The 23,651-nt window shown below is 50.4% G+C and carries 23 protein-coding genes; 18 read left to right on the top strand and 5 right to left on the bottom strand.

Annotation, left to right across the window (positions count from 1 at the left end):
* Positions 1–543: 543 nt before the first annotated feature.
* The 10 genes from ACR0QE_RS00735 (at position 544) to atpC (ending at position 8,015) form a co-directional block, all read left to right on the top strand.
* Entirely contained in the window at positions 544–807 is a 264-nt protein-coding gene (locus ACR0QE_RS00735) for an AtpZ/AtpI family protein (protein WP_432626469.1), read from the top strand.
* Between the two features lie 204 nt (positions 808–1,011).
* Positions 1,012–1,428: an ATP synthase subunit I gene (locus ACR0QE_RS00740; protein WP_432626470.1), complete on the top strand. Its 417-nt coding sequence runs from the start codon at positions 1,012–1,014 to the stop codon at positions 1,426–1,428.
* 81 nt (positions 1,429–1,509) lie between these two features.
* The gene (locus ACR0QE_RS00745; RefSeq protein ID WP_432626471.1) at positions 1,510–2,271 is read left to right on the top strand and encodes a F0F1 ATP synthase subunit A; all 762 of its coding nucleotides are present in this window, start codon (positions 1,510–1,512) and stop codon (positions 2,269–2,271) included.
* A gap of 34 nt (positions 2,272–2,305) precedes the next feature.
* A complete protein-coding gene (gene atpE / locus ACR0QE_RS00750) occupies positions 2,306–2,587 on the top strand; it encodes an ATP synthase F0 subunit C (RefSeq protein ID WP_177977098.1) in 282 nt (93 codons plus the stop codon).
* A gap of 108 nt (positions 2,588–2,695) precedes the next feature.
* A complete protein-coding gene (gene atpF, locus ACR0QE_RS00755; RefSeq protein ID WP_432626472.1) occupies positions 2,696–3,202 on the top strand; it encodes a F0F1 ATP synthase subunit B in 507 nt (168 codons plus the stop codon).
* A complete protein-coding gene (atpH, locus tag ACR0QE_RS00760) occupies positions 3,199–3,729 on the top strand; it encodes an ATP synthase F1 subunit delta (protein ID WP_432626473.1) in 531 nt (176 codons plus the stop codon). The genes atpF and atpH overlap by 4 nt, the downstream gene beginning before the upstream one ends.
* Positions 3,730–3,757: 28 nt before the next feature.
* Positions 3,758–5,278, top strand: a complete 1,521-nt coding sequence (gene atpA, locus ACR0QE_RS00765; RefSeq protein ID WP_432626474.1) for a F0F1 ATP synthase subunit alpha — start codon at positions 3,758–3,760, stop codon at positions 5,276–5,278.
* 22 nt (positions 5,279–5,300) lie between these two features.
* Positions 5,301–6,158 carry an ATP synthase F1 subunit gamma gene (atpG, locus tag ACR0QE_RS00770; RefSeq protein WP_432626475.1) on the top strand — a complete coding sequence of 286 codons (858 nt, stop codon included), beginning with the start codon at positions 5,301–5,303 and terminating at the stop codon, positions 6,156–6,158.
* A 21-nt stretch (positions 6,159–6,179) separates the two neighbouring features.
* Entirely contained in the window at positions 6,180–7,580 is a 1,401-nt protein-coding gene (gene atpD / locus ACR0QE_RS00775; protein ID WP_432626476.1) for a F0F1 ATP synthase subunit beta, read from the top strand.
* A gap of 15 nt (positions 7,581–7,595) precedes the next feature.
* A complete protein-coding gene (gene atpC / locus ACR0QE_RS00780) occupies positions 7,596–8,015 on the top strand; it encodes an ATP synthase F1 subunit epsilon (RefSeq protein ID WP_432626477.1) in 420 nt (139 codons plus the stop codon).
* 133 nt (positions 8,016–8,148) lie between these two features.
* Here atpC and ACR0QE_RS00785 read toward each other — a convergent pair whose 3' ends face one another.
* Positions 8,149–9,381, bottom strand: coding sequence for an MFS transporter (locus tag ACR0QE_RS00785; RefSeq protein WP_432626478.1), 1,233 nt, complete (start codon positions 9,379–9,381; stop codon positions 8,149–8,151).
* Between the two features lie 186 nt (positions 9,382–9,567).
* Here ACR0QE_RS00785 and ACR0QE_RS00790 point away from each other — a divergent pair, with 186 nt between their 5' ends.
* Complete coding sequence (locus ACR0QE_RS00790) at positions 9,568–10,650, top strand: DUF3810 domain-containing protein (protein ID WP_432626479.1); 1,083 nt, start codon at positions 9,568–9,570, stop codon at positions 10,648–10,650.
* Positions 10,651–10,834: 184 nt separating this feature from the next.
* Here ACR0QE_RS00790 and ACR0QE_RS00795 read toward each other — a convergent pair whose 3' ends face one another.
* Together ACR0QE_RS00795 and ACR0QE_RS00800 are read right to left on the bottom strand one after the other, a co-directional pair.
* On the bottom strand, positions 10,835–11,821 hold the full coding sequence (locus ACR0QE_RS00795) for a hypothetical protein (protein WP_432626480.1): 987 nt from the start codon (positions 11,819–11,821) through the stop codon (positions 10,835–10,837).
* A 53-nt stretch (positions 11,822–11,874) separates the two neighbouring features.
* Positions 11,875–12,198 carry a hypothetical protein gene (locus tag ACR0QE_RS00800; protein ID WP_432626481.1) on the bottom strand — a complete coding sequence of 108 codons (324 nt, stop codon included), beginning with the start codon at positions 12,196–12,198 and terminating at the stop codon, positions 11,875–11,877.
* A 355-nt stretch (positions 12,199–12,553) separates the two neighbouring features.
* Between ACR0QE_RS00800 and ACR0QE_RS00805 the strand changes: the two genes are divergently transcribed.
* Positions 12,554–12,715: a hypothetical protein gene (locus ACR0QE_RS00805; protein WP_432626482.1), complete on the top strand. Its 162-nt coding sequence runs from the start codon at positions 12,554–12,556 to the stop codon at positions 12,713–12,715.
* Here the strand turns inward: ACR0QE_RS00805 and ACR0QE_RS00810 are convergent.
* Both ACR0QE_RS00810 and ACR0QE_RS00815 read right to left on the bottom strand, forming a co-directional pair.
* Positions 12,712–13,119, bottom strand: coding sequence for a hypothetical protein (locus ACR0QE_RS00810; RefSeq protein WP_432626483.1), 408 nt, complete (start codon positions 13,117–13,119; stop codon positions 12,712–12,714). The genes ACR0QE_RS00805 and ACR0QE_RS00810 overlap by 4 nt on opposite strands.
* Before the next feature lie 335 nt (positions 13,120–13,454).
* Positions 13,455–14,852: an N-acetylmuramoyl-L-alanine amidase family protein gene (locus tag ACR0QE_RS00815; protein ID WP_432626484.1), complete on the bottom strand. Its 1,398-nt coding sequence runs from the start codon at positions 14,850–14,852 to the stop codon at positions 13,455–13,457.
* Positions 14,853–15,092: 240 nt separating this feature from the next.
* Here ACR0QE_RS00815 and ACR0QE_RS00820 point away from each other — a divergent pair, with 240 nt between their 5' ends.
* The 6 genes from ACR0QE_RS00820 (at position 15,093) to ACR0QE_RS00845 (ending at position 23,642) form a co-directional block, all read left to right on the top strand.
* Entirely contained in the window at positions 15,093–17,066 is a 1,974-nt protein-coding gene (locus tag ACR0QE_RS00820) for a thiamine pyrophosphate-binding protein (RefSeq protein WP_432626485.1), read from the top strand.
* A gap of 85 nt (positions 17,067–17,151) precedes the next feature.
* A complete protein-coding gene (locus tag ACR0QE_RS00825) occupies positions 17,152–18,123 on the top strand; it encodes an NAD-dependent epimerase/dehydratase family protein (RefSeq protein ID WP_432626486.1) in 972 nt (323 codons plus the stop codon).
* A complete protein-coding gene (locus ACR0QE_RS00830) occupies positions 18,071–19,285 on the top strand; it encodes a methyltransferase domain-containing protein (protein ID WP_432626487.1) in 1,215 nt (404 codons plus the stop codon). Before ACR0QE_RS00825 ends, ACR0QE_RS00830 begins: the two co-directional genes overlap by 53 nt.
* Before the next feature lie 291 nt (positions 19,286–19,576).
* Positions 19,577–20,482, top strand: a complete 906-nt coding sequence (locus ACR0QE_RS00835; RefSeq protein ID WP_432626505.1) for an NAD-dependent epimerase/dehydratase family protein — start codon at positions 19,577–19,579, stop codon at positions 20,480–20,482.
* A complete protein-coding gene (locus tag ACR0QE_RS00840; RefSeq protein ID WP_432626488.1) occupies positions 20,482–21,438 on the top strand; it encodes a glycosyltransferase family 2 protein in 957 nt (318 codons plus the stop codon). Before ACR0QE_RS00835 ends, ACR0QE_RS00840 begins: the two co-directional genes overlap by 1 nt.
* A gap of 11 nt (positions 21,439–21,449) precedes the next feature.
* Entirely contained in the window at positions 21,450–23,642 is a 2,193-nt protein-coding gene (locus tag ACR0QE_RS00845) for a glycosyltransferase family 2 protein (protein ID WP_432626489.1), read from the top strand.
* Positions 23,643–23,651 lie beyond the last annotated feature (9 nt).

Raw genomic sequence — 23,651 nt, forward strand, 5'->3', positions numbered from 1 at the left:
CAGTGGAAAACAAAAAAGAGAATTTTGCAAAGTACATTCTATCTGTTTTAGAAGAGAGGGGCTTCTGGCAAAAGAGAAAATAACGTGCAGGATCAGGGGCAAAATAAGTCACTTTAAAGTAATAAAGTAAATGTGGGAAAATGGTTTTCAGACAGATTCCACAAAATTCTATCAATAAACGGATGTAAACGCTTACAAAACCTTGCAAATTGATAAAAATTAACCGTTTATGAACAATATTAAACTTGTGTTAATGTGTTGTCAAAACCGTTGAGATCGGTTATAATAAAATTTATGTTGTGTAATAATGACAGGAAAACAGGACGGTTTTTTGGGAAACAATATAAAAAAGTGACAAAAACAGGAAAAATGTATTTTTTTTAGCGTTTTCTTTGCAGAACAATTGGGAATCATTTTTTGACTAATATTTAACGAGAAAATGAGAATTTGGGCAGGTTTGCATAGAAAATGTGAAGCTGAAAGGATAATAAAAATAGTGAAATCGAGGAATGAGGGCTTTGCAGTTCGAGGAGGAAGAGAACAATGAAACACTGGAATTCCGTTTTCCGGCAATTATCCATGCTGAGTCAGATGGGACTCTCCCTGATGATGCCACTTCTCCTGTGCCTTTTGGGAAGCTATTGGCTGAATACGAGATTTCATGTCGGGAGCTGGATTTATCTGCCCGGATTTTTCTTTGGCCTCGGTGGTTCTTTTGCGACAGCATATAAGATCTATCAGTCCGTTATGAAGGAAACAGATCGAAAAAAAGAAAAAAGATGCCCATCTTATAACCGGCATCATTGACAAGCATACTGAGAAACCGGCATAATCAAGGAAATGGCAGATATAAGAATGCGAAGAGATCTGCATGGACTTGAAGAAGTTGTGAGAAGATAAGAAACAGCAGGGAATAATGGAATAGAAATAGACTAAGTAAGATAGAAATGAAAATGAACTGGAAATCAAACAAGAAATCAGACAGAAAATGTGAGTAGAAGGAGGATTCCGGTGGTTCAAGTTCAAGACGCAGTAAAAAAGGAAACCGCCCGGATTGGGACGGGAACGGCAGTGGCAGCTGTCGTGATGATTCTTGTGTTTTTTGGCTTACATCTGGTGATTCCGGATTCAGTTCCGTTTGACTACAAGGTGATTGTGGGTGCTGTGATCGGAAGTGCGGTGGCTGTGGGAAATTTCTTTTTCATGGGGCTCACGGTACAGAAGATTGCAGATACGGAAGATCAGGATCTGGCGTATCGCAGGATGAAAACCAGTTACCATTATCGCACGATGATTCAGTTTGTCTGGATCATTCTCGCAGTGACAGTACCTTTCATTAACGGAGTAGCGGGAATTATTCCGCTCTTTGTCCCGGGTGCAGTTATTAAGGCCCGTGGGATTTTTGGAACCATGAAAAACAATAAATAAAATGTAAGTTCAAAAACTTCGTTTTCAATCAGGGGGAGCGGGGAGCGAGAGCGTACATGAAAAGGAAAGGAGGAAAAAAGGATGAATTTTGATGTGACAGGTGCAGCCGTCTATTTCACAATTCCGACAGGGATTCCGATTCTCGGAGACATTCAGATCACAGAGACTCTTGTAGTCAGCTGGATCGTGATGGCCCTGATTACGGGACTGTGCATCTGGCTGACCCGCGACCTGAAGGTGGAGAATATCTCCAAACGACAGGCACTCGCGGAGTTTCTGGTTGAGCAGGCAAATAACTTTGTCCGCAACAATACCGGAAGTAGAAAGTTTGACAAGCTGATTCCGTTTGTAGCTGCGCTCTTTACGACGAGTGTGGTATCGAACCTGATCAGTTTGACGGGACTGAGAAGCCCGACCGCAGATCTGTCCACAGAGGCAGCGTGGGCGATAGTCGTATTCATTATGATTACGGCCAATAAGATCAAAGCTGGCGGATTCTTGGGATACCTGAAGGGATTCACGACCCCGATTGCGGTCATGACTCCGTTCAACATTCTTTCAGAGCTCGCAACACCGGTCAGCATGGCATGCCGTCACTTCGGCAATATCTTGTCGGGTGTGGTAATCAACGGTCTGATCTATGCAGCTCTGGCACTTGCATCCAGCGCACTTCTCGGATGGCTTCCGGGTGCCCTGGGACAGATTCTGGGAAGCATTCCGATTCTCGATGTCGGTATTCCCGCAATTTTGTCTGTATACTTTGACTGGTTCTCCGGAGCCATGCAGGCATTCATTTTCAGTATGCTGACGATCATGTACATCGCCAATGCGGCGGAGGGATGAGGCAGATAAATTTTATTTTCAGGAGGAAATTACTATGACAGATTTTCAGTTACTCGCACGTGGTATCGCACTGGCAGGTTGTGCAATCGGCGCCGGAAGTGCTCTGATTGCCGGTATCGGACCTGGTATTGGTGAAGGTAATGCAGTTTCTAAGGCGCTCGAGGCAATCGGCCGTCAGCCGGAGTGCAAGGGTGATGTAACCAGCACGATGCTTCTTGGTTGTGCAATCGCAGAGACCACCGGTATTTACGGTTTCGTTACCGGTCTGCTTCTGATCTTCGTAGCTCCGGGTATGTTCATGAACTACCTTGGCTAATTCATGAATGATTGATTCATGGACGATGCGGATTTAAGGATCCGGATCAATGTGTCCGGATGAGAGATCCGGACAATGCGCAAGCAGCAACAAAACAGGAGGGAGAACATGCGCGAAGTACAGGATTTGGTGGGAATTGCACCATGGACCTTTATTGCACAGATCTGCAACCTCTTTATTCAGATGTACCTGATCAAGCGTTTTCTGTTTAAGCCGATCAATGCCATGCTCGAGAAGAGAAAAGAGATGGCGGATGCTCAGCTGACGGATGCGAGAAAGTCCAAGGAAGAGGCGGAAGCGATGAAAGCCGAGTATGAGCAGAATATGGCTCAGGCGAAGGCGGAAGCAAGCGAGATTCTCAAGGACGCTCAGAAATCTGCTCAGACAAAGGCGGACGCAATCCTTCAGGATGCACAGGCTCAGGCAGCCGGCATCAAGGCGAAGGCTGAGGCAGACATTGCTCAGGAGCGCAAGAAGGCAGTTGGAGATCTGAAAAATGAGATTGGTTCAATTGCCATGGATATTGCAGGAAAGGTAATTGAGCGCGAGGTCAGCGAAGATGACCACGAGAAACTGATTAACGAGTTTATTAAGAATGTAGGAGAGGCATCATGATGGATACAGGCAGGCTTTACGGAGACAGCCTGTACGATCTGGCTGCCGAAGAAAAGCTGACAGAGACTTTGATGGAACAGGTGGAGATGGTTTCGGAAGTCCTCAAGGAGAATCCGGAGTATCTGACACTGCTTTCTGAGCCGTCTGTCGCAAAGGCAGAACGACTTTCTCTGATTGATGAGGCGTTTGGCGAGCAGGTGCATCCTTATCTGCTGAATTTTTTCAAAATTCTGTGCGGGGAGGGCATTGTCCGCAGTTTTTCCGGATGCAGCCGGGAATTCAGACGCCGCTACAATGAGGACCACAACATTGCCGAGGCACTCGTTGTCACGGCAGTTGCGCTGAAGGAGGAGCAGAGAGAAGCTCTGAAGGCGCGCCTTGAAAAGATCAGTGGCAAGACGGTCATCATGAAAGAAAAGCAGGAACCGCAGGTTCTGGGCGGTATTCGCGTGGAACTGGAGGGAATTGCTCTGGACGGAACGCTTGAGAATCGTCTGGACAACCTGCGCAAGCAAATTACCGAATAAACTAAACGTATAAAGGACGGGTGTAAACATGCAATTAAAACCGGAAGAAATTTCCAGGGTCATCCGTAGCCAGATCAAACACTATCAGAACGCGATCGAGCAGAGCGAGACCGGCACCGTACTGACAGTCGGAGATGGAATCTCCAGAGTCAGCGGACTGGCGGGCTGTATGTCCGGTGAGCTTCTGGAGTTTGAGGACGGCACATTTGGAATGGCACAGAACCTGGAGGAGACAAGTGTTTCCGTCGTACTTTTCGGTTCGGATCAGGGAATCAGCGAGGGTCAGACGGTAAAGCGTACTGGCAAAGTGGTTTCTGTTCCGGTCGGAGAGGCAATGATTGGACGTGTCGTAAATGCAATCGGACAGCCGATCGACGGAGCTGGCCCAATCGAGACATCGGAGTATCGTGCAGTAGAATCTCCGGCACCGGGAATCTGTGACAGACAGCCGGTTAAGGAGCCGCTGCAGACTGGAATCAAGGCAATCGACTCCATGATTCCGATCGGTCGTGGACAGCGAGAGCTGATCATTGGAGACCGTCAGACTGGTAAGACGACGATCGCAGTGGATACGATCATCAACCAGAAGGGCAAGGACGTAATCTGTATCTATGTTGCAATTGGACAGAAGCGTTCTACCGTAGCAGGACTGGTATCTCAGCTTCAGGAGAGCGGAGCAATGGACTACACGATTGTCGTTGCCGCTACCGCTTCTGAGTCCAGCCCGCTTCAGTACATCGCACCGTACTCTGGATGTGCGATGGGTGAGTATTTTATGAACAAGGGAAAACATGTGCTGATCGTCTACGATGATCTGAGCAAGCACGCGGTCGCTTACCGTGCACTTTCTCTGCTGATTCGTCGTCCGCCGGGCCGTGAGGCATATCCGGGAGACGTTTTCTATCTGCACTCCCGTCTGCTTGAGCGTGCAGCAAAGCTGTCCGCTGAGAAGGGCGGCGGTTCGATGACGGCTCTGCCGATCATTGAGACCCAGGCAGGTGATGTATCAGCATACATTCCGACAAACGTAATTTCTATTACCGATGGTCAGATCTTCCTTGAGACTGAGCTGTTCCACTCCGGAATCATGCCGGCAGTAAACCCGGGTATTTCTGTTTCCCGAGTAGGTGGTAACGCTCAGATCAAGGCGATGAAGAAGGTTGCCGGTACCCTGAAACTGGTTTATTCCCAGTACCGTGAGCTTCAGAGTTTCGCACAGTTCGGTTCTGATCTGGATGCGGATACGAAGGCTCGTCTGGCACAGGGTGAGAGAATCGTGGAAGTGCTCAAACAGGGCCGCAGCATGCCGGTTCCGGTTGAGAAGCAGGTTGCAATCCTGTACGCTGTTGTAAACGGAGTGCTCTCCGCAGTTGCAGTTGAGGACGTTCACGAGTACGAGATGGGTCTGTATGACTTCCTCGACACCGATGCGAACGGTGCGGCTGCAATGGACAACATCCGTGCAAAGGGAACTCTGGATGCAGAGACCGAGGAGAAACTCAAGACGGCACTGAAGGATTACACGGAGAAGTTTTTGAAAGCAAGATAGGGCTGAATGAAGGAGGAAACTCATGGCTGCAAATATGAAAGCGGTAAAGCTGCGTATGAAGAGCATACAAAGCACCATGCAGATTACCAAAGCGATGGAACTGGTGGCATCCTCCAAACTGCGCAAAGCAAAGGAACGTGCCCAGGTCAGCAAGCCCTGTTTTGAGATGCTTCGGGATACCCTTGGACAGATTGCATCTGGAAATACAGATTTCATGTCTCCTTACACCAGAGAAAGCAAAAGCGACAAATGGTGTTACGTCGTGATCGCGGGTGACCGCGGTCTCGCAGGAGGCTACAATTCCAATCTGTTCAAGCTCGTGGAAGAGCAGGTAGCCGGAAAAGAGTATGAGGTGATGCCGATCGGAAAGAAGACGGTGGAGTACTTCCGCCGCCGTAATGCAGGTCTGATGACAGAGGAATTTGCCGAGGCCGCAGATATTTCGATCGGGGACTGTTTTGAGATGGCAAAGCGGATCTGTGAGGGATACCGTGCCGGAAAGTACGGACATGTAGCTCTGTGTTATACGAGTTTTGTGTCGATGCTTTCCCAGAAACCGCAGACAACGGCACTTCTGCCGTTGAAGGATTTCAGCGAGAAGGAGGCGGATCCGAAGAATGTCCGCTCTCTGATTCTCTATGAGCCGGACAGTGAGACCGTGTTTGACGCGATTGTTCCGGAGTACCTTGCGGCGCTGATCTATGGTGCAATGTGCGAGTCGGTGGCAAGTGAGCTTGCAGCCCGCAGAACGGCAATGGATGCAGCGACGAAGAATGCGGGAGAGATGATCGAACAGCTGAACCTTTATTACAACCGGGCGCGTCAGGCCAGCATCACGCAGGAGATTACGGAGATTGTTGCGGGCGCGGAGGAATCGTGAGGATAACAAGGAGATTCTTATATGAGTGAGAAACATATTGGCAAGGTAGTGCAGGTAACCGGCCCGGTACTGGATATCCGGTTTGCAGAGGGCGAGCTGCCGGCACTGCTGAACGCGATTGAGATTGAGGTGAACGGTCACCGCGTTGTGGCCGAAGTAGCCCAGCAGATCGGTGACGATGTGGTGCGCTGCATCGCCATGAACTCTACCGACGGTCTGGTTCGCGGTACGGATGCTGTGGATACGGGAAGTCCGATCACAGTTCCGGTCGGCGAGGAGTGTCTGGGACGAGTATTTAACCTTCTGGGTGATCCGGTAGATGAGATGCCGGCTCCGGAGGCGAAGGAGCGTTGGGCGATTCACCGTCAAGCACCTTCCTACGAGGAGCAGACTCCGGCAACGGAGATCCTCGAGACCGGTATCAAGGTCGTAGACCTGATCTGTCCTTACGCAAAGGGCGGTAAGATCGGTCTGTTCGGAGGTGCAGGTGTAGGTAAGACGGTTCTGATCATGGAGCTGATCCACAACGTTGCAACTGCTCACGGCGGTCTGTCTGTATTCACCGGTGTAGGTGAGCGTACCCGTGAGGGAAATGACCTTTACGGTGAGATGAAGGAGAGCGGAGTTATCGATAAGACCGCTCTGGTATATGGTCAGATGAACGAGCCGCCGGGCGCACGTATGCGTGTGGCACTGTCCGGTCTGACGATGGCGGAGTATTTCCGTGATGTCAAGAACCAGGATGTGCTTCTGTTCATTGATAACATTTTCCGTTTCACCCAGGCAGGTTCTGAGGTATCCGCTCTGCTTGGACGTATGCCGTCCGCAGTAGGTTACCAGCCGACTCTGGCAACGGAGATGGGCGCTCTTCAGGAGCGTATCACTTCCACGAAGAAGGGTTCTATCACCTCTGTTCAGGCAGTTTACGTGCCGGCAGATGACCTGACTGACCCGGCTCCGGCGACGACATTCACCCATTTGGATGCAACCACGGTACTTTCCCGTGAGATCGCCAGCCAGGGTATTTACCCGGCAGTAGATCCGCTGGATTCCACAAGCCGTATTCTGTCTCCGGAGACTGTCGGACAGGAGCATTATGACATCGCCCGTGCGGTGCAGAGAGTGCTTCAGCGTTATAAGGAACTTCAGGATATCATCGCAATCATGGGTATGGATGAGCTGTCTGAGGAGGATAAGCTGACCGTTTCGAGAGCTCGTAAGGTACAGCGTTTCCTGTCCCAGAGCTTCTCTGTTGCAGAGCAGTTCACCGGTATGGCAGGACAGTATGTTCCGCTTAAGGAGACCCTGAGAGGATTTAAGAAGATTCTTGACGGTGAGTGCGATGACATTCCGGAGAGCTGTTTCCTGTTTGCCGGAACCATCGACGATGTCTATGAGAAGGCAAAGAAGCTGCAGCAGTAGGAAGGAGGAAGCCGTATGGGATCAACCTTTCATCTGCAGATTGCCTCTCTTGACGGTCTGATGTATGACGGGCAGGTGCAGAGTGTATCCTGCCGCACGATCCACGGAGATCTTGCAATTCTGGCTCACCACATGAATTACTGTACCGCTATCGGTATGGGTAAGGCAGTTGTGGTGCTCGAGGACGGAACAAAGCGGGAGGCTGCCTGCATCGGTGGAATGCTGACTGTGATGAATGGCGAGTGCCGTCTGATGGCGACGACCTGGGAGTGGAGCGAGGACATTGATGTAGCTCGTGCTGAGACTTCCAAGCGGCGTGCGGAGGAGAAACTGGCACAGACCGGTCTGTCTGATCAGGATTATAAGATGGCGGAATCGAAACTGCACCGTGCGCTTGTGCGTATCGGAACAGCGAGAAAAGACCGCCAGAATTAAAGCGGAGTCTCGTTCTTAGCTTGGAAAAGGCAGATAAGAGATCGGATAAGGATATCAAAAAGGAATTAAGAAAGCAGGGATTTCTCGTTGCAGATGCGCCGGGAAATCTCTGCTTTTTCTGTTTTATAGGTATTTATTTGCGGGTGGCGCGGAAATAGTTTCGCAGTCCGAGCAGAATCATCAGGAGGACATTGACGCTCAGGGTGCCGATGGCAGCTGTCATTCCGGAGCGGTCGGCGATCCATCCGATCAGAGCCGGGGTCAGGATTCCGCCGAGTGCGGAGACCGCGGTCAGAATGGACATTCCGAGCGTGGATCCGACAATATACTGTCCGCCTTCTGCGATGCAGGTCGGATAGATGCCTGCAAGGAAGAATCCGAGTCCGACGAGTGCGATTGTGACCATCGGAAGGGTGGTCGCATGGGTCAGGAGAAAGAAAAATGCGGTGCTTCCGATGGTTTGGATTACGATCATCCGGCTTCTTCCGAGAGTGGCAGAGATTTTTGCGGTCACGAGTCGTCCCGCCATGATCATCAGCCAGGTGACGGAGACCATGTTTGTCGCGAATGTGGCGCTCATGATGCCGGTATTCTGAAGATAGGTGACAAACCATCCGTTGATCGAGTTCTCAATTCCGAGGTAGAAGAAGAGAACGAAGGCGATGCACAGGAAATCAGAATTTTTCAGGAAATCGAGATTGCCGGAGTTCTTTGAAGCTGAGGCATTACCGGAAGCTGTTTTTGTGGAAGCTGCCTTGGATGCTTGATTCGGGTTCGATTTCTTTTCAGCAGAAATAAGCGAGTAATCCATGCTGAAATAGCAGACGGCAGCACTTGCGGACAGCAGGATCAGCAGGTAGAGAATCGTTCTCCATCCAAAACCGAAGCCGAGCAGGCAGGCGGTCAGAAACGGAGAGGAGAATGCGCCGATCGCAAAACAGCAGTGGAGAAAGTTTAAGTAGCGGGCAGGGTCTTCCATGACCTGATTGACGGCCTGGTTGTTGATGATCGTGATCGAGCCTCGTGAGAGGCCGATGCAGAAGATCAGGGCGTACATCACTGCGAGCGGAGGCAGGAGGGAAAACAAAAAGAGTACGATCGGGATTGTGAATGACCAGAATGAGATCGAGGAGCGCAGTCCGAATCGAGCCGCCATTGCCGGAAAAACAAAGCTGGCGAGGAAATTTCCGATTGCCATGAAGGACAGAAGTCCGCCTGCCGTCGCAAAGTTCATGCCGGATTCTGCAATCAGGGAAGGCATGATGGCACCGAAGGACAGAATGACCATTCCGCTGACAAAGTATCCGTAGCAGCAGCGCCGGAAAACGGAGAGAGCCAGTTGTTTTTGAGAAGCTGAGGAATTCATAAAATTTTCTCCTTTGGGATGTAGTTTGGAAACTGTGAAGATAAAATAAATAAGGACACAGAACCAAGATGTTTAACTTTGATTATAGGTCTTTCAGAGAGGACTGGCAACTGTTTTTGGAGCGTTGCTGTTTGCAGGGTGCGCGAACAGTAACGATGAGACAGAGAGAGGATGGATTTGAGAGGAATGAGAGAAAAAACAAAGATTTATATGGAACTTGCCGCGGCTTTCCTGATTCTGGCGCTGGCATTTCAGGTGGCGGCAAGAAAGATTCCTGGTTTTGCCGACTGGTATGCGCATCACGTCTATCCGATGATTGTCGGGAGTGTGGGGAGAGCATTTGGCTGTTTTCCATTTTCCGTATCAGAGTTTGGAATCTATCTGCTGATCGGAGGGCTGTTTGGATGGCTGGTCTGGCAGATTCGGGTGAGAAAAAAATGGCTGGTGCGGCTTTTCGGACGAGTGGTCACTCTGGTGGCAGTCTTATTCTTTTTGTATACAATGAACTGCGGAATCAACTATCACGCGAGGGCATTTTCGGAGTATGCGGGAATTGAGACAGGGAAATATACGACCGGGGAACTTGCAGAATTGTGCGGGTTTCTGACGGAGAAAGTCAATGAGAATGCGCCTGTATCAGAGGAGGATCGGGAACGCTATTTTTCTTACAAAAACAGAAAATGGGAGTGGCAGAGAGCTGGGGTGCTCGCGATGCAGGCGGTCGGGGAGAAGTATCCGGTGCTTGCAGGGTTTTATCCGAAGGCAAAGCAGGTCACCGTGTCAGATATTCTCTCGGTTCAGCAGTTGAGCGGAATCTACTCGCCGTTTACGGTGGAGGCAAATTATAATGGGGCGATGACGGACTATAACATTCCTCACACAATCTGCCATGAACTCTCGCATTTGAAGGGTTTTATGCGGGAGGATGAGGCAAATTTTATTGCATGTCTGGCTTGCAGTCTCTCTGGGGATCGGGCTTTTCGATACAGCGGATATCTCCTCGGGTGGATTCATGCGGCGAATGCGCTTGCCGATGCCGATTTGGAGGCGTATCGGGAGTGCGCCGCAAAGCTGGGAACAGAAGTCAGGAAGGATCTCGCCAGAAATAATGAGTTCTGGGATCGATATGACACGAAGACCGCCAAGGTGGCAAACCAGATCAATGATACGTATCTGAAGGCAAATCTTCAGGAAGATGGCGTGAAGAGCTACGGCAGAGTTGTTGATCTCATGCTGGCATACCGAAAGATGGAGCGAAAGGAAAATTAGGGGAAGAATTTTGGCTGTTCACCATGTAAGTCAGGTGAATAAAAACGCCGGAAAATACGCCGGTTTTGAGCCTGATAGGAATCGAACAGGGTGTGAGAGAACAAAAAAGAAAGTTCACAGAAGATGAGATGGTCATCCTCTGCGAACTCTCTTTTTATATGGGTGTAAATGATTTTGTCAAACCTTATTCTGCACTGGAAGCACTCTGGCCAGCTACGAGTACACTGGAGGTTGTGGTCTGCTCAGCAGCGGTCTCGGCTGCGGCCTCTGCCTCTTCCTTTGCCTGCTCAGCCTCAGCTGCGATGGAATCCTGCTCGCTGCAGGTTACAGAGAGGGTTGCGGAGCCATTGTTGTAAGTCAGGGTGTAGGTGTTGCCTGCATCCGTGTTACCGCTGCGGTTGAAGGTTGCAGTTCCGGCATTGCGGGCTTCATTGATTGCGTCGATGACTGCCTGACCTTCGGTTTCCCCAACGGCTGCGATCACCATCTGATTAAACGCGTTGCCGAAGATGGTAGCTTCCTCACCGCCCATCGCATTGAAGTTGTAGAACAGATCAAATGCCTGCGGCTTGTAGTTGGTGGAAGATGCCTTTACGGACAGCCACTCCGTTGCCTCTAAGAAGTGGTAACCGTCACTCGTCTTGAATGCGTAGGTGATTTCCGTGTTGTCCTCATCGGTCGTACCGGTAATGTCCGTGTTGGTGCAGGCTTTTCCTGCCTCGATGAAATATTTGTCCATGAATACTTTCATCTCGGACTGGTAAGAGGTGCGTCCGGTTGTGGTAGCAGCAACAGCATTCTTTGCGGCATCAGCAGCAACCTCAGCGGCAGCAGCCTTTTTTGCCGGGCTCGGACGGGAAGCGAGTTCTGCCTTGCGGGCAGCCTCACGCTGAATCTCCTCCTCGGTCTTCTCGATTCGACGACCCTCATCATCAAGACGGTATCCCTCTACTTTGGTGTTGGTCATTGCGTAACCGTCCGGATCCATGTAGTACATTACACCGTCCGCCGGGTCAGTGAACCAGCCTGCGTATACCGGGCGGGAGCCGTTATCATTCTCATAATATTTACCGTTCTCATCTGATTTCCAGGAACCTGCAAATGCAGTCATTCCGGTGGAAATAGAGAGCGCAAATGCAACTGCAGCCATGCTGAGAAAACGTTTCTTCATGTTAAAATTCCCTCCATATTCGTAGAATCAATTTTTAAAATGTACACTAAAAATCAGCGTTTCTTTTCAAATCTTCCAGAGTTGTCAACGTGGTAATTGTCAACCCATGTGTTCCTTGCCATTACACCATCTTCATCGAGATAGTACCAGGAGCCGTCATCCTTGAGCCAGTAATCAGATTTCCGGTTGCCGTTTTCATCGAAATAATAGCGGTTTCCGTCGATTTCAAGCCACCCGGTTGCCTTGGAGCCATCATCTTTCATGTATTGCCACTGATCTTCTCCGGTCTTGCGCCATTCGCCTGCCATTGCGGGGACAACGTTCAGAAGAAGACAGAAGGTAATCATAGCAAAGAGTAATCCTATCTTTTTTCGCATAGTCAATCACCTCTTTTTCTTGCTGACCCTATTATAACAGCATGAGAATTTGATGACAATAGCTCGAAAAGGATTGTAAGGAAATCGGGGGAATCGTAAGAAAATCGTTATGAACGGTAATGCAAAGCGTGCTGGTGTCGAACTTTGCGATTAAATCTGCTTTTCAAAAAAACAAAAAAGAATTATATTGATTAAAGAAAAACAAGACGAGAAACATAAAAAATAAGTAAGAAAGAAGACAGGCTCAGAGGTTTTCAGACAAAAAATCAGCCGAAAAGAATCGAGAGAAAGCCTCATGAGTCCGTGAACCGATAAAATAATTCGTTTTGATCAGGGCGTAAAAGGAGGCGCGCAGATGGGAATGTTGGAAGAATGGAAACGGCTGAAACAGGAAAACGAGAGCCTGAAAAAAGAAAATGAGATTCTCCTGAAAACGATCCGTCAGATGCAGAAGACGCAGGATCGTCTGATTGTTCGGTATATCACTGGAAATAAGGATCTGCGGGACTCTGATTAGTCAGAATCCTTGGATGAATCTCCCTGTAAAGATGGATCTTCTTCGCGAGTCTTTTTGTTGAGAAGTTCCCAGATGGTCTCATGCATCCAGTTAAGCGTCTCAAGCAGCTGCTTGTTTTCCAGTTTGAGATCGTAGACCTGAGAGTGGAGAGACGCGATGGTTTTTCGGTAGCTGTGGGCGCGGTCTGCCGTCAGAATCCGATTTGAGACGGACGGATCGTGAGACAGAATTTTCTGAATCAGAAGAGCATCTCTCGCCTCAAGGCTGAGACTTACAAAATCCTGGTAAGGCAGATCGAGGCAGTCCAGCTTTTTAAGACAATTCGGACAGATTGCATTCTGTTCAAGATGAAAATATCCGTAGTATCCGCATTTCGGACAATAGTAGACAGCCAGTTCCCGCATGATTTTCCTTCCTCCTGATTCCCTTTGCGCCGCTCTGTGATTTGGGGCAGTCGATACCCCATACATCGTTTCTCGTTCGGCTACAATAATGATTACGATGAATTAAAAAAAGTATAACAAAAAATAAATTTTTTATGGATTCCTTGAGCGTTTCGACAGAAAGCGCAAAAAAGCAGGAGGTCTGCGAAGACAGACTCCCTGCAAAAGATTTTGGTCTGGAAATAAACCGTGGTACGCTCCATGAGCGCTGATTTAAGTTTTTTTAATCACTTAAATTGAGAACGGATGAAAAAGAACGGTTTTATTCCCGGATTATCTATCGCTTATGGGTGGAGTTACTGCTGAATGATGCCGTTTCGGTCAACAACCCAGATCTTGTCATTGGAATCCTTAAAATCCTTGAATCCGTTTCCGAGTTCCGGTCTGGACGCAGACTTCGTGGAAGCGGAGGCTTTCTGGATCGCGCCGGAAGTATTTACAAGGTAGAGCGTTCCGTCGAGATCGGCAGGAGCGTAGCGCAGGTCCCGGTCTGCATCGAGACGAAGACCGCGGCGGTAAACGCTGTTGTCGCGCACGCCGTGAACGCCCTGTCCCTTGTTGCCGCCGTCCGTGTAGAAGAACCAGGACTGGGTCTCATCGAGATCCTCATCGTAGATTGACTGTCTTCCGGTCTTCATCACGCCGTCCTCTCCAAAGTAGAAGTTTGCGGTGGAGCCATCCTCGAGGGTGACTTCCTGAAGTCCGGTCTGCATCTCTCCGCGGGTGTTAAAGCCATAACGGCGGGACTCGACGCTGAACGTCTGAACTCCGGTCTGTGCGTAGTAAGGAGCTCCGTTTTTGAAGTAGAACTTAAACATTTCGCCCTCCTCGCTGATTTCCGGAGCGCCCTCGATCGTGTACCAGCCGTTTGCGCGCTTTCCGTCCTCCTCGTAGTACTGGTAGGAAGAAATCTGCGGCGCAGAAGTAGCTGATGCAGCGGTGGCGCTGGATGCGGAGGCAAGGCTATTCTCGCCCTCAGTTCCGGTTGAATTTGCGGAATTAGAAGCCGGAAGCTGATACCAGCCAGTCTGCAAAATGCCGTTCTCGAATGTATAGTAATGATTTTCAATTTTGCGGTCGACCTGGTTCATCACCATGCGGCCGTTTCCGTCAAAATAGTGCCAGACAAGGTCGCTGTCCGGATCCTCACTCTCATTTTCTAACTGGATCCATCCCGTCTTCATGACACCGTCATTTTCTTCTCCTAAGTAATAAGTAAAGCCGTCCAGCTCGATCTTTCCGGTCTGCATATGGCTCTCTTCATTAAAATAGTAGTATTTTCCGTCAATCACCTGCCAGCGGGAGGTGACTGCTTTTCCGTCTTTTCCGAAGTAGTACCAGGAAGTGTCCGGGGCCTCATCGTCCCATTCCTCTCCCTCTTCTCCGATCCAGCGGTTTACAACACGCTTTCCATCGGCGTCGACGTAGTACTCGTCAACCATTGAGGAGCGCGTCAGACGGCCATCTTCCCCAAGATAATACCACTCGCCGTCCTTCTTTTTCCAGGTGTCGGTGAGATAGTAGCCGTCACTGTCGCGGTAGCGGAGCTCTCCGTTTTCCTCCACCCATCCCGCGGATGCGCCGAAGACGGTCTGCACCGTGCCGGGAATCCATGCCGGGATGGAGGGGAGTACCGCGGTGAGAACCGCCGTTGTGGATAATACAGCCAGTGTGGTAAATTTTCTGTTTTTCATGAAAATAATCTCCTTCAAATAAAGTTCGGATTCTGTTCTTCGCAGAATCTCGGTGGCCGAAAATCCGTCTCTGCATTACTCTGCGATTATAGCGGATTTGATTTTTGATTTAAAGTGAGGGTTGATGGAAACGGTGGAAAGGCATGGGAAAGTGTGTTATACTCTCCTCATACTGTACGGACCCCAGAGGGCTGGGGAGTAAGACTAAGAAACTTTAGGAGATAAGCGAGGGGTTTTACTATGAAAATGAAAGTATCAAACTATATCGCACAGAGAATTGTCGATGCCGGAATCAATCAGGTATTCACGGTGACCGGTGGAGGTGCGATGCATCTGAATGATGCGCTCGGACATCAGAAGGGACTTTCCTGTCTGTATCAGCATCACGAGCAGGCGTGTGCGATGGCAGCGGAGTCCTATGCGAGAATTCACAACAAGATCGGCCTGCTCTGCGTGACGACGGGACCCGGAGGAACGAATGCGATCACCGGTGTGGTCGGTGGATGGCTCGACTCCATTCCGATGCTGATTCTGTCCGGACAGGTGCGCTATGACACGACAGCGCGCTGGGCCGGAGTTGGAATCCGTGCGATGGGCGATCAGGAATTCGACATCACAAAGTCGATCGCCTGCATGACAAAATACTGTGAGATGGTAATTGATCCGTTGAGAATCCGCTTCTGCCTTGAGAAAGCGCTGTATTTAGCGCAGACGAAGCGGCCGGGCCCGGCATGGCTTGATATTCCGCTGAATGTCCAGGGAGCTTATGTGGAGACCGATGATCTTGTCGGTTTTGATCCGGAGGATTATGAGGTGGGAGGCACCGGTTGGGCAGGAGTCTATGAGAATGATCCGCCTCACGCGATTGCAGAGGATTTTGCCGGAAATGGAGAGCAGAGAGAGCCGGAGCTTCCAAAGGTGACGGAGGAGCTTGCGGAGACGATCATTGAGAAAATCAGACAGGCAAAACGTCCTGTATTTTACACCGGAAATGGAATCCGGATTGCGGGTGCGTACAAGGAGTTTCTTGAAGTCACAGAGCGTCTCGGAATCCCGCTTGTGACCGGATGGAATAACCAGGACTGTGTCTGGGATGAGCATCCGCTCTATGCGGGACGGCCGGGCGGAATGGGAGACCGTCCAGGAAATCTCGCTGTCCAGAACAGTGATCTCATTTTTTCTGTTGGAAGCCGTCTGAGCATCCGTCAGGTCGGATATAATTATAAGACCTGGGCGAGAGCGGCGTATGTGATGGTCTGCGATGTCGATGCGGAGGAACTCAAAAAGCCGAGTGTCCACATCGATCTCCCGATTCATGCAGATGCAAAAGATCTTCTGACCGTGATGAATTGTGTACTTGAGAGACAGGGTGCAGACGCAGCGCATCCGGTGTTTGACGGCGGAGAGGGTCTGAAAGATTTAAACTGGGTGGAGACCTGCCAGCTGTGGAGAAAGCGCTATCCGGTGATTCAGAAAAAGCATCTCGATCAGCCGGACATGAAGCCAGCCAATGTTTATGCGCTGGTTGAGGCGCTCAGCAGCAGACTCAGCGAGGATCAGGTGACCGTTGTCGGAAACGGTTCTGCCTGCGTCGCGGGCGGCCATGCCTACATCATCAAGAAAGGCCAGCGCTTCATCTCGAACTCGGCGATCGCGTCGATGGGATATGATCTTCCGGCGGCAATCGGAGCCTGCAAGGCAGTTCACGATCCGGAATTTGAGGGGGATGGGATGTCCGCCCACGATATCATTGTGCTGACCGGAGATGGAAGTATCCAGATGAATATCCAGGAACTTCAGACCATCATCTCACACCGGATGCCGATCAAGATCTTTCTGATCAACAACAACGGTTACCACTCGATCCGCCAGACGCAGAAAAACTTCTTCGGGGAGCCGCTTGTCGGGGTTGGAACGGACAGCCATGATTTAAGCTTCCCGGATATGGAAAAACTCGCTTATGCATATGGATATCCGTATGTGTCGGCCCACAACAACAGCGAGCTTGCAGGTGCAGTTGAAAAGACGCTTGCGATGGACGGCCCAGCGATCTGCGAGGTCTTTGTGTCGACAGACCAGAACTTTGAGCCGAAGTCTTCTGCAAAGCGTCTTCCGGACGGAACGCTCGTATCCCCGCCGCTTGAGGACCTCTCCCCGTTCCTTCCGGATGAGGAGATGGATGAGATGATGATCATTCCAAGAATTCGTGGATAGGACAATTTGTGGATAACGATATTTGCGAGGAAGAAATCAGAAATCCGTGGATAAGAAAATCTGGAAAAGCAGGATAAAAAGTAGAATGAAAATTGTAGTCACAGGATCAACCAGTTTTATCGGAACCGCCGCAGTACGGCGGTTCCTTCTTGACGGTTATGAGGTTTTTGCCGTCATTCGCCCGGGATCAAAGAATCTTCCGGCGCTCTTGCAGGTGGAGAAGGAAGTCTCAGATCAGATGAGCAGAACAGACGTCATCCCGGGAACTCTTCACATTGTAGAGAGGAATTTGAGCCAGATTGAGAGAATTTCGGAGAATGTCCCGCATGCAGATGTCTGGGTTCATCTCGGCTGGGACGGAGCGGGGAGCGAGAACCGCACGAAACGTGATGTCCAGCAGAACAATGTTGTGTTATCGTTAGCATCCGTCCGCGCCGCGGCCTCGATTGGCTGCGGCCGGTTTTTGTTTACCGGATCGCAGGCGGAGTACGGAGTCTGGCATCGCGTGATGGATGAGGAGACACCGTGTCATCCGGTGTCTGAGTATGGAAAAGCCAAGGTGGATTTTGGCAATCAGGCAAAAAGTCTTTGCAAAATCCTGAAAATGGAGTATATTCATACGAGAATCTTCAGCGTGTACGGCCCGGGAGATCATCCGTGGTCGTTAGTGAATTCCTGTCTGGATACCTGGACGCGGGCGGAAACGATGAAACTCGGACCGTGCACCCAGAACTGGAACTTCCTTTATATAGAAGATATGGCCCAGGCGCTGTCCCATCTTCTGTGCGAGGGAAAGGCGGGAGTTTACAACATTGCCAGCATGGATACAAGACCTCTGCGCTCCTATGTGGAGGAAATGTATGAGATCTGTGGCAGCCGGGGTTCTTTCCAGTACGGAGAGAGACCTCAGAATGCGGAGGGACCGGCTGATCTGATGCCGGATATTCAAAAAATCTGTCAGGAGACAAGTTGGAGACCGAAGACATCATTTGCGGAGGGAATTTATGAGACATTGTATCGCCTGCGGGCATCGTCTGCCGGAGAGAGAGTTATTTAAACTGAATCATGCACCTGCATCTGCTCAGGATATTCCGGATGCACAGGAAGTGAAGACGGACCGCGGAATTGATCTTGATTTGTACCAGTGCCCGTCCTGCGGGCTTGTGCAGTTTGACTGTGAACCGGTGTCGTACTACCGGGATGTGATCCGTGCCGGTGGATTTTCGACGACGATGACCGGTCTGCGCCGGAAGCAGTACCGTCATTTGATTGAGACGTATGGACTTGAGGGAAAACGGTTTCTTGAGGTCGGCTGTGGAAGAGGAGAATTTCTCAAGGTGCTGACGGAATTTCCGGTGAAGGCATACGGAATGGAACACAAGGCAGATCTCGTGGAGATTGCAAAGAAGGACGGTCTTTCTGTCTGGCAGGAATTTCCGGAGACAAAGGATCAGGTCTTTGCGGGATATGAGGAGGCACCGTATGATGTCTTTCTCTCGTTTAATTTCTTAGAGCACCAGCCGCGCCCGGATGTGATGCTTCAGGCGATCCGCCATAATCTTGCTGAGGATGGAATGGGACTTGTGACAGTTCCGAGTCTGGAATACATTCTGGAAAAGGGCAGCTATTATGAGCTGATCCGCGACCACATTGCCTATTATTCGTTTGGAACGCTCCGTGCACTTCTTGAGAACAATGGATTTGAGGTGCTTGAGGAGGAGATGATCAACCGGGATACGATTTCGATGGTTGTGAGGAAAGTTTCGGACCAGAGATGGATGGAGCTGCGGTCGAAGGAACGAGATGGAGAGAACAAAGAGATTGAGAATGTAATTGAGGCAGTTTCCATGCAGCCACTGCTCGACGGATACCGTCAGGTAAGTTCTGATCTGGATGCGCTCAGAGAGCGGCTGAAAGCGGAGAACAAGCGCTTTGCGGTCTGGGGAGCGAGTCATCAGGGCTTTACACTTCTGTCAACGCTTCATATGGAGGAATATACTTCTTATATCATCGATTCTGCACCGTTTAAGCAGGGGCGGTTTGCACCGTCCTCCCACATCCCGATTGTGGCTCCGGATCATTTTCAGGAAGAGCCGGTCGATGTAATTTTGATTGTCGCACCGGGTTACTCCGATGAGATTGCGGGAATCATCAGGGAGAGATTTGGCGCGCAGGTGGAGGCACTGACGCTGAAGACGGACCGGATTGAGATGGCATAAAGTTAAAGTGCACAGGAGTGTTTAAAGGCTGGAAATAAATGTATGTGGGGGCTCCTACTGCGAAATAAGTCATGCAAACGCGCTCTCGCTCCGGGTTCGACGTAGCGGTGCATAAGGTCGCAGAATACGCGACCTAAACACCGACGTCTCACACGGGTTTGCATTGTCCTTTTTCGCGTCCGTCGCCTTGAGTATTTATCCAACAAAAATACACGAATGTGCTCGTTCTCGTTGAGTGCATAATAGTTAAATGGAGGAAATGTGGTGGAACTGAGAGGAAAGAGAGTGGTGATGACGGGTGCCACCGGGTTCATCGGGAGAAACACGGCAAGGGCTCTGCTTGAGAGCGGGGCGGAGGTCTTCTGCCTTGTGCGCCCAGGCTCGAAGAACCGCGGATTGCTCCCGGAACATGAGAAAATGACGGTAATTGATGGGACGCTTGATCAGGTAGAGAGCGCGGCAGGGACAATCGGGCATGCGGATGCCTTCTTTCACTTTGCGTGGGGCGGGGTGAACCGGGAAGAGATTGATTCTCCGGTTGTCCAGCAGAAAAATGTGGAAGATTCCCTTGCCTGCGTGCGCGCTTCCCATGCACTCGGCTGTACATTCTTCCTTGATGCGGGTTCCCGTGTGGAGTATGGAATCACAGAAGATGGAACGATGGAGGAATCGATGGAGTGCCATCCGGTCAATGCCTACGGAAAGGCAAAGCTGGAATTCTATCAGCGGGCAGTGCCGTTATGCAGAGAGTATGGAATGACGTACTATCACCTGCGCTTTTTCAGTGTTTACGGGCGCGGGGATCATCCGTGGTCGATCATTTCCACGCTGGTGCGGGAGCTGCCGGAGGGAAAGACAGTCTCGCTGAGCGCGTGCCGCCACAGATGGAACTTTATGGATATCCAGGATGCGTCGAGGGCAGTGCTCGAACTTTACCGCTTCAGTGATAAACACAGCGGGGAGAGCCACATTGTCAATGTCGCAAGTGAGGATACGAGAGTCCTTAAGGAGTTTGTCGAGGAGATCCATGAGATTGCGGGAGGAAGAGGAGCACTTGAGTACGGCACGTTTGTGCAGGCAAAAGAGGGAGCACTCTCAATCTGTCCGAGGACAGAAGTTCTCTCAGAGCTGACTGCGGGGACATGGAAAGAAGAAATTGCGTTTCGGGATGGCATCCGGCGCATGATGGAGGAATGATGAAAAAAATTAGTGTACTGATTCCCTGCTACAATGAGGAGGAGAATGTAGAGCCGATCAGTCAGGCAGTTTTGGAGACCCTGACCCGGGACCTTCCGGAGTATGATTATGAGCTGGTCTTTATCGACAACGACTCTACGGACCGGACCCGGTCGATTCTCCGCCGGATGTGTGCAGAGAATCCAAAGATCAAGGCAATTTTCAATGCAAGAAATTTCGGACAGTTCAACTCTCCGTATTACGGAATGCTTCAGGTCACCGGAGACTGTGTGATTGAGATGGTCGCAGATTTCCAGGATCCGGTCGAGCTGATTCCGCAGTATGTGAGGGCGTGGGAAGAGGGCTACAAGATTGTCATCGGCATCAAGACGAGCAGCAAAGAGAACCGTCTGATGTATGCCCTGCGCAGCTTTTACTATAAGACAATCAAGAAACTCTCCGATGTCGAGCAGATCGAGCACTTTACGGGTTCCGGGCTCTACGACCGAGATTTCATTGAGATTCTGAGAAATCTCGATGATCCGACTCCGTTTCTTCGCGGAATTGTTGCAGAACTCGGATACAAGCGCAAGGAGATCCCGTATGAGCAGCCGAAACGGCGCGCTGGAAAGACCCACAATAACTTTTACCGTCTCTACGATGCGGCGATGCTCAGTGTAACCTCGTACACGAAGGCAGGACTCAGACTGGCGACGTTTATCGGTGCCTTCAGCTGTCTGGTGAGCCTTGCGGTTGCGGTTGCTTATCTGGTGATGAAACTGATCTGGTGGGACCGCTTCCCGGCAGGGATGGCACCGATGCTGATCGGAATGCTGTTTCTGGGATCGGTACAGATCTTCTTTATCGGTATGGTCGGAGAATATGTGCTCTCGATCAACCAGAGAGTGATGCACCGCCCGCTTGTTGTCGAGGAGGAACGTTTGAATTTCACAGAGGCTAAAAAGGGAGAAAATTAAGGAATAAATTTATGAAGTATAAAGTGGATGTGGTAAGAATCCGTGAGAATTCGATCCAGCTCAACGGCTGGGTAGTCGGAAAGACTCCGGAGTCAAAGGCACAGTTTAAGGTTCTGGATGGAAACAAAAAACCGGTCAAAGTCCGGTACGTGGCGACGAGACGAGATGACGTGAGCCAGATCTATTACAAGAAAGTGTATGACCGGGATTTTGGATTCGATATCCAGTTCCCGTATGAGAGAGGAAAAGATTACTGGCTTCTGATCCGCTGTGACGGTCGCACGGTCAAGATTAAGTACAATGAGGAACTTGTTGAGAAGCGTGCGAGTGTTCTTCACAAGCGAATGGAGAAAATCCGCGATCTGATGAATATGGAGACGGTTCATGTTGCTCTTGAGTTCTGGAAGAAGAACGGACTCAAGGCGCTGATCTTAAAGTCCAAGCACAAGATTCAGGGACTTGACAACGATTACGATTACGGCGAGTGGTATAAGCTGACAAAGCCGACCGAGGAAGAGTTAAACCGGCAGAGAAAAGAAAAGCTGGCAATCGAGCCGCTTCTGTCGATTGTGATTCCGGCATACAAGACGCCGGAAAAGTATCTCAGGGAGATGCTCGACTCGATCAAGGCGCAGACGTACTCAAACTGGGAGGTCTGTGTTGCAAACGGAAGTCCTGCCGGAGAGGGAAAGATTGTCACCCGCGTGCTTGCGCAGTATGCGAAGGAAGATCCGCGTTTCCGGTTCGTTGATCTTGGAAAGAATCTCGGAATTTCCGGAAACACGAACGCGGCACTTGAGATGGCGAAAGGCGATTTCATTGTACTTGCGGATCACGATGATACGCTCCCGGAACATGCACTCTATGAGGTCGCTTCCGCAATCAACAAAAATCCTGACTGCGATGTGATTTACTCGGATGAGGATAAGCTCGACATGGATGGAGGAGCTCTGTTTGATCCGCATTTCAAGCCGGATTTCAATCAGGATCTGCTGACGAGTGTCAACTACATCTGCCACCTCTTTGTCGTGAAGCGCGAGCTTTTGAGCGGAGTCGGCGGTTTCCGTCAGGAGTATGACGGTGCCCAGGACTATGATTTCATCTTCCGCTGCACGGAGAAGGCAAACCAGATCGTGCACATCCCGAAGGTGCTCTACCACTGGCGCTGTCACCAGAACTCGACGGCGAGCAATCCGGAGAGCAAGATGTATGCGTTTGAGGCGGGTGCGAGAGCGATCATGGCGCACTATGAGAGATGCGGGATTCCGGCAAAGAAGGTTGTGAAGGGCGTTGACTACGGCATTTACCACACGATCTTTGAGGTGCAGAATGATCCGCTTGTCTCCGTGATCATCCCGAACAAGGACCACACCGCAGATCTCGATCTGTGCATCCGCTCGATCCTGGAGCGTGCGACGTACAAGAATCTCGAGTTCATCATCATTGAGAACAACAGCACGGAGAAAGAGACGTTTGCGTACTACGAGAAGATCCAGAAGGAGTTCCCGCAGGTTCATGTCGTGACCTGGGAGCGCGAGTTCAACTACTCTGCAATCAATAACTTCGGTGCCCAGTTTGCAAAGGGAGAGTATTTCCTCTTCTTAAACAACGATACGGAGATCATCTCCAAGGATCTGTTTGAGGAGATGCTCGGCTATGCGCAGAGACCGGAGGTCGGAATCGTCGGAGTCCGTCTGCTCTATCAGGACAACACGATCCAGCATGCGGGCGTTGTCATCGGATTCGGCGGAATTGCAGGCCACACCTTCATCGGTCTTCACGAGGCGGAGAGCAGCTACTTCCATCGTGCGATGTGTGCTCAGGATTACAGCGCTGTGACCGCGGCGTGCATGATGACAAGAGCCTCCCTGTTCCGCGAGGTCGGCGGCTTCACTGAGGAGCTTGCCGTCGCTTTCAACGACATCGACTACTGCATGAAAGTCAGAAATGCCGGAAAGCTTGTGGTTTACAATCCGTATGCGGTGATGTACCATTATGAGTCGAAGTCGAGAGGTCTTGAGGACACGCCGGAGAAAGTTGCGCGATTCAACCGCGAGATCGCGATTTTTGCCCGCCGCTGGCCGGATATTCTGAAAAACGGAGATCCGTATTACAATCCGAATCTGACGCTGAGAAAATCCAACTTTGCTCTGAGAGATCTTCAGAAGGAGAAGATCGGAGAGCCGTACAAGCTGGAGGTGTAAAAATAGCGA

This window comes from Brotaphodocola sp., assembly GCF_050873065.1.
Taxonomy (GTDB): Bacteria; Bacillota; Clostridia; order Lachnospirales; family Lachnospiraceae; genus Brotaphodocola.

Bases quoted from the DNA above. Each gene is read 5' to 3' on its own strand.
- ACR0QE_RS00835 (WP_432626505.1), top strand. From the start codon at position 19,577: ATGACGGGTGCCACCGGGTTCATCGGGAGAAACACGGCAAGGGCTCTG.
- ACR0QE_RS00810 (WP_432626483.1), bottom strand. From the start codon at position 13,119: ATGCGGGAACTGGCTGTCTACTATTGTCCGAAATGCGGATACTACGGA.
- atpH (WP_432626473.1), top strand. From the start codon at position 3,199: ATGATGGATACAGGCAGGCTTTACGGAGACAGCCTGTACGATCTGGCT.
- ACR0QE_RS00820 (WP_432626485.1), top strand. From the start codon at position 15,093: ATGAAAATGAAAGTATCAAACTATATCGCACAGAGAATTGTCGATGCC.
- atpC (WP_432626477.1), top strand. From the start codon at position 7,596: ATGGGATCAACCTTTCATCTGCAGATTGCCTCTCTTGACGGTCTGATG.
- ACR0QE_RS00785 (WP_432626478.1), bottom strand. From the start codon at position 9,381: ATGAATTCCTCAGCTTCTCAAAAACAACTGGCTCTCTCCGTTTTCCGG.
- atpA (WP_432626474.1), top strand. From the start codon at position 3,758: ATGCAATTAAAACCGGAAGAAATTTCCAGGGTCATCCGTAGCCAGATC.
- atpG (WP_432626475.1), top strand. From the start codon at position 5,301: ATGGCTGCAAATATGAAAGCGGTAAAGCTGCGTATGAAGAGCATACAA.
- ACR0QE_RS00795 (WP_432626480.1), bottom strand. From the start codon at position 11,821: ATGAAGAAACGTTTTCTCAGCATGGCTGCAGTTGCATTTGCGCTCTCT.
- atpD (WP_432626476.1), top strand. From the start codon at position 6,180: ATGAGTGAGAAACATATTGGCAAGGTAGTGCAGGTAACCGGCCCGGTA.
- ACR0QE_RS00805 (WP_432626482.1), top strand. From the start codon at position 12,554: ATGGGAATGTTGGAAGAATGGAAACGGCTGAAACAGGAAAACGAGAGC.
- atpF (WP_432626472.1), top strand. From the start codon at position 2,696: ATGCGCGAAGTACAGGATTTGGTGGGAATTGCACCATGGACCTTTATT.
- ACR0QE_RS00815 (WP_432626484.1), bottom strand. From the start codon at position 14,852: ATGAAAAACAGAAAATTTACCACACTGGCTGTATTATCCACAACGGCG.
- ACR0QE_RS00845 (WP_432626489.1), top strand. From the start codon at position 21,450: ATGAAGTATAAAGTGGATGTGGTAAGAATCCGTGAGAATTCGATCCAG.
- ACR0QE_RS00735 (WP_432626469.1), top strand. From the start codon at position 544: ATGAAACACTGGAATTCCGTTTTCCGGCAATTATCCATGCTGAGTCAG.
- ACR0QE_RS00840 (WP_432626488.1), top strand. From the start codon at position 20,482: ATGAAAAAAATTAGTGTACTGATTCCCTGCTACAATGAGGAGGAGAAT.
- ACR0QE_RS00825 (WP_432626486.1), top strand. From the start codon at position 17,152: ATGAAAATTGTAGTCACAGGATCAACCAGTTTTATCGGAACCGCCGCA.
- ACR0QE_RS00830 (WP_432626487.1), top strand. From the start codon at position 18,071: ATGAGACATTGTATCGCCTGCGGGCATCGTCTGCCGGAGAGAGAGTTA.
- ACR0QE_RS00800 (WP_432626481.1), bottom strand. From the start codon at position 12,198: ATGCGAAAAAAGATAGGATTACTCTTTGCTATGATTACCTTCTGTCTT.
- ACR0QE_RS00745 (WP_432626471.1), top strand. From the start codon at position 1,510: ATGAATTTTGATGTGACAGGTGCAGCCGTCTATTTCACAATTCCGACA.
- atpE (WP_177977098.1), top strand. From the start codon at position 2,306: ATGACAGATTTTCAGTTACTCGCACGTGGTATCGCACTGGCAGGTTGT.
- ACR0QE_RS00790 (WP_432626479.1), top strand. From the start codon at position 9,568: ATGAGAGAAAAAACAAAGATTTATATGGAACTTGCCGCGGCTTTCCTG.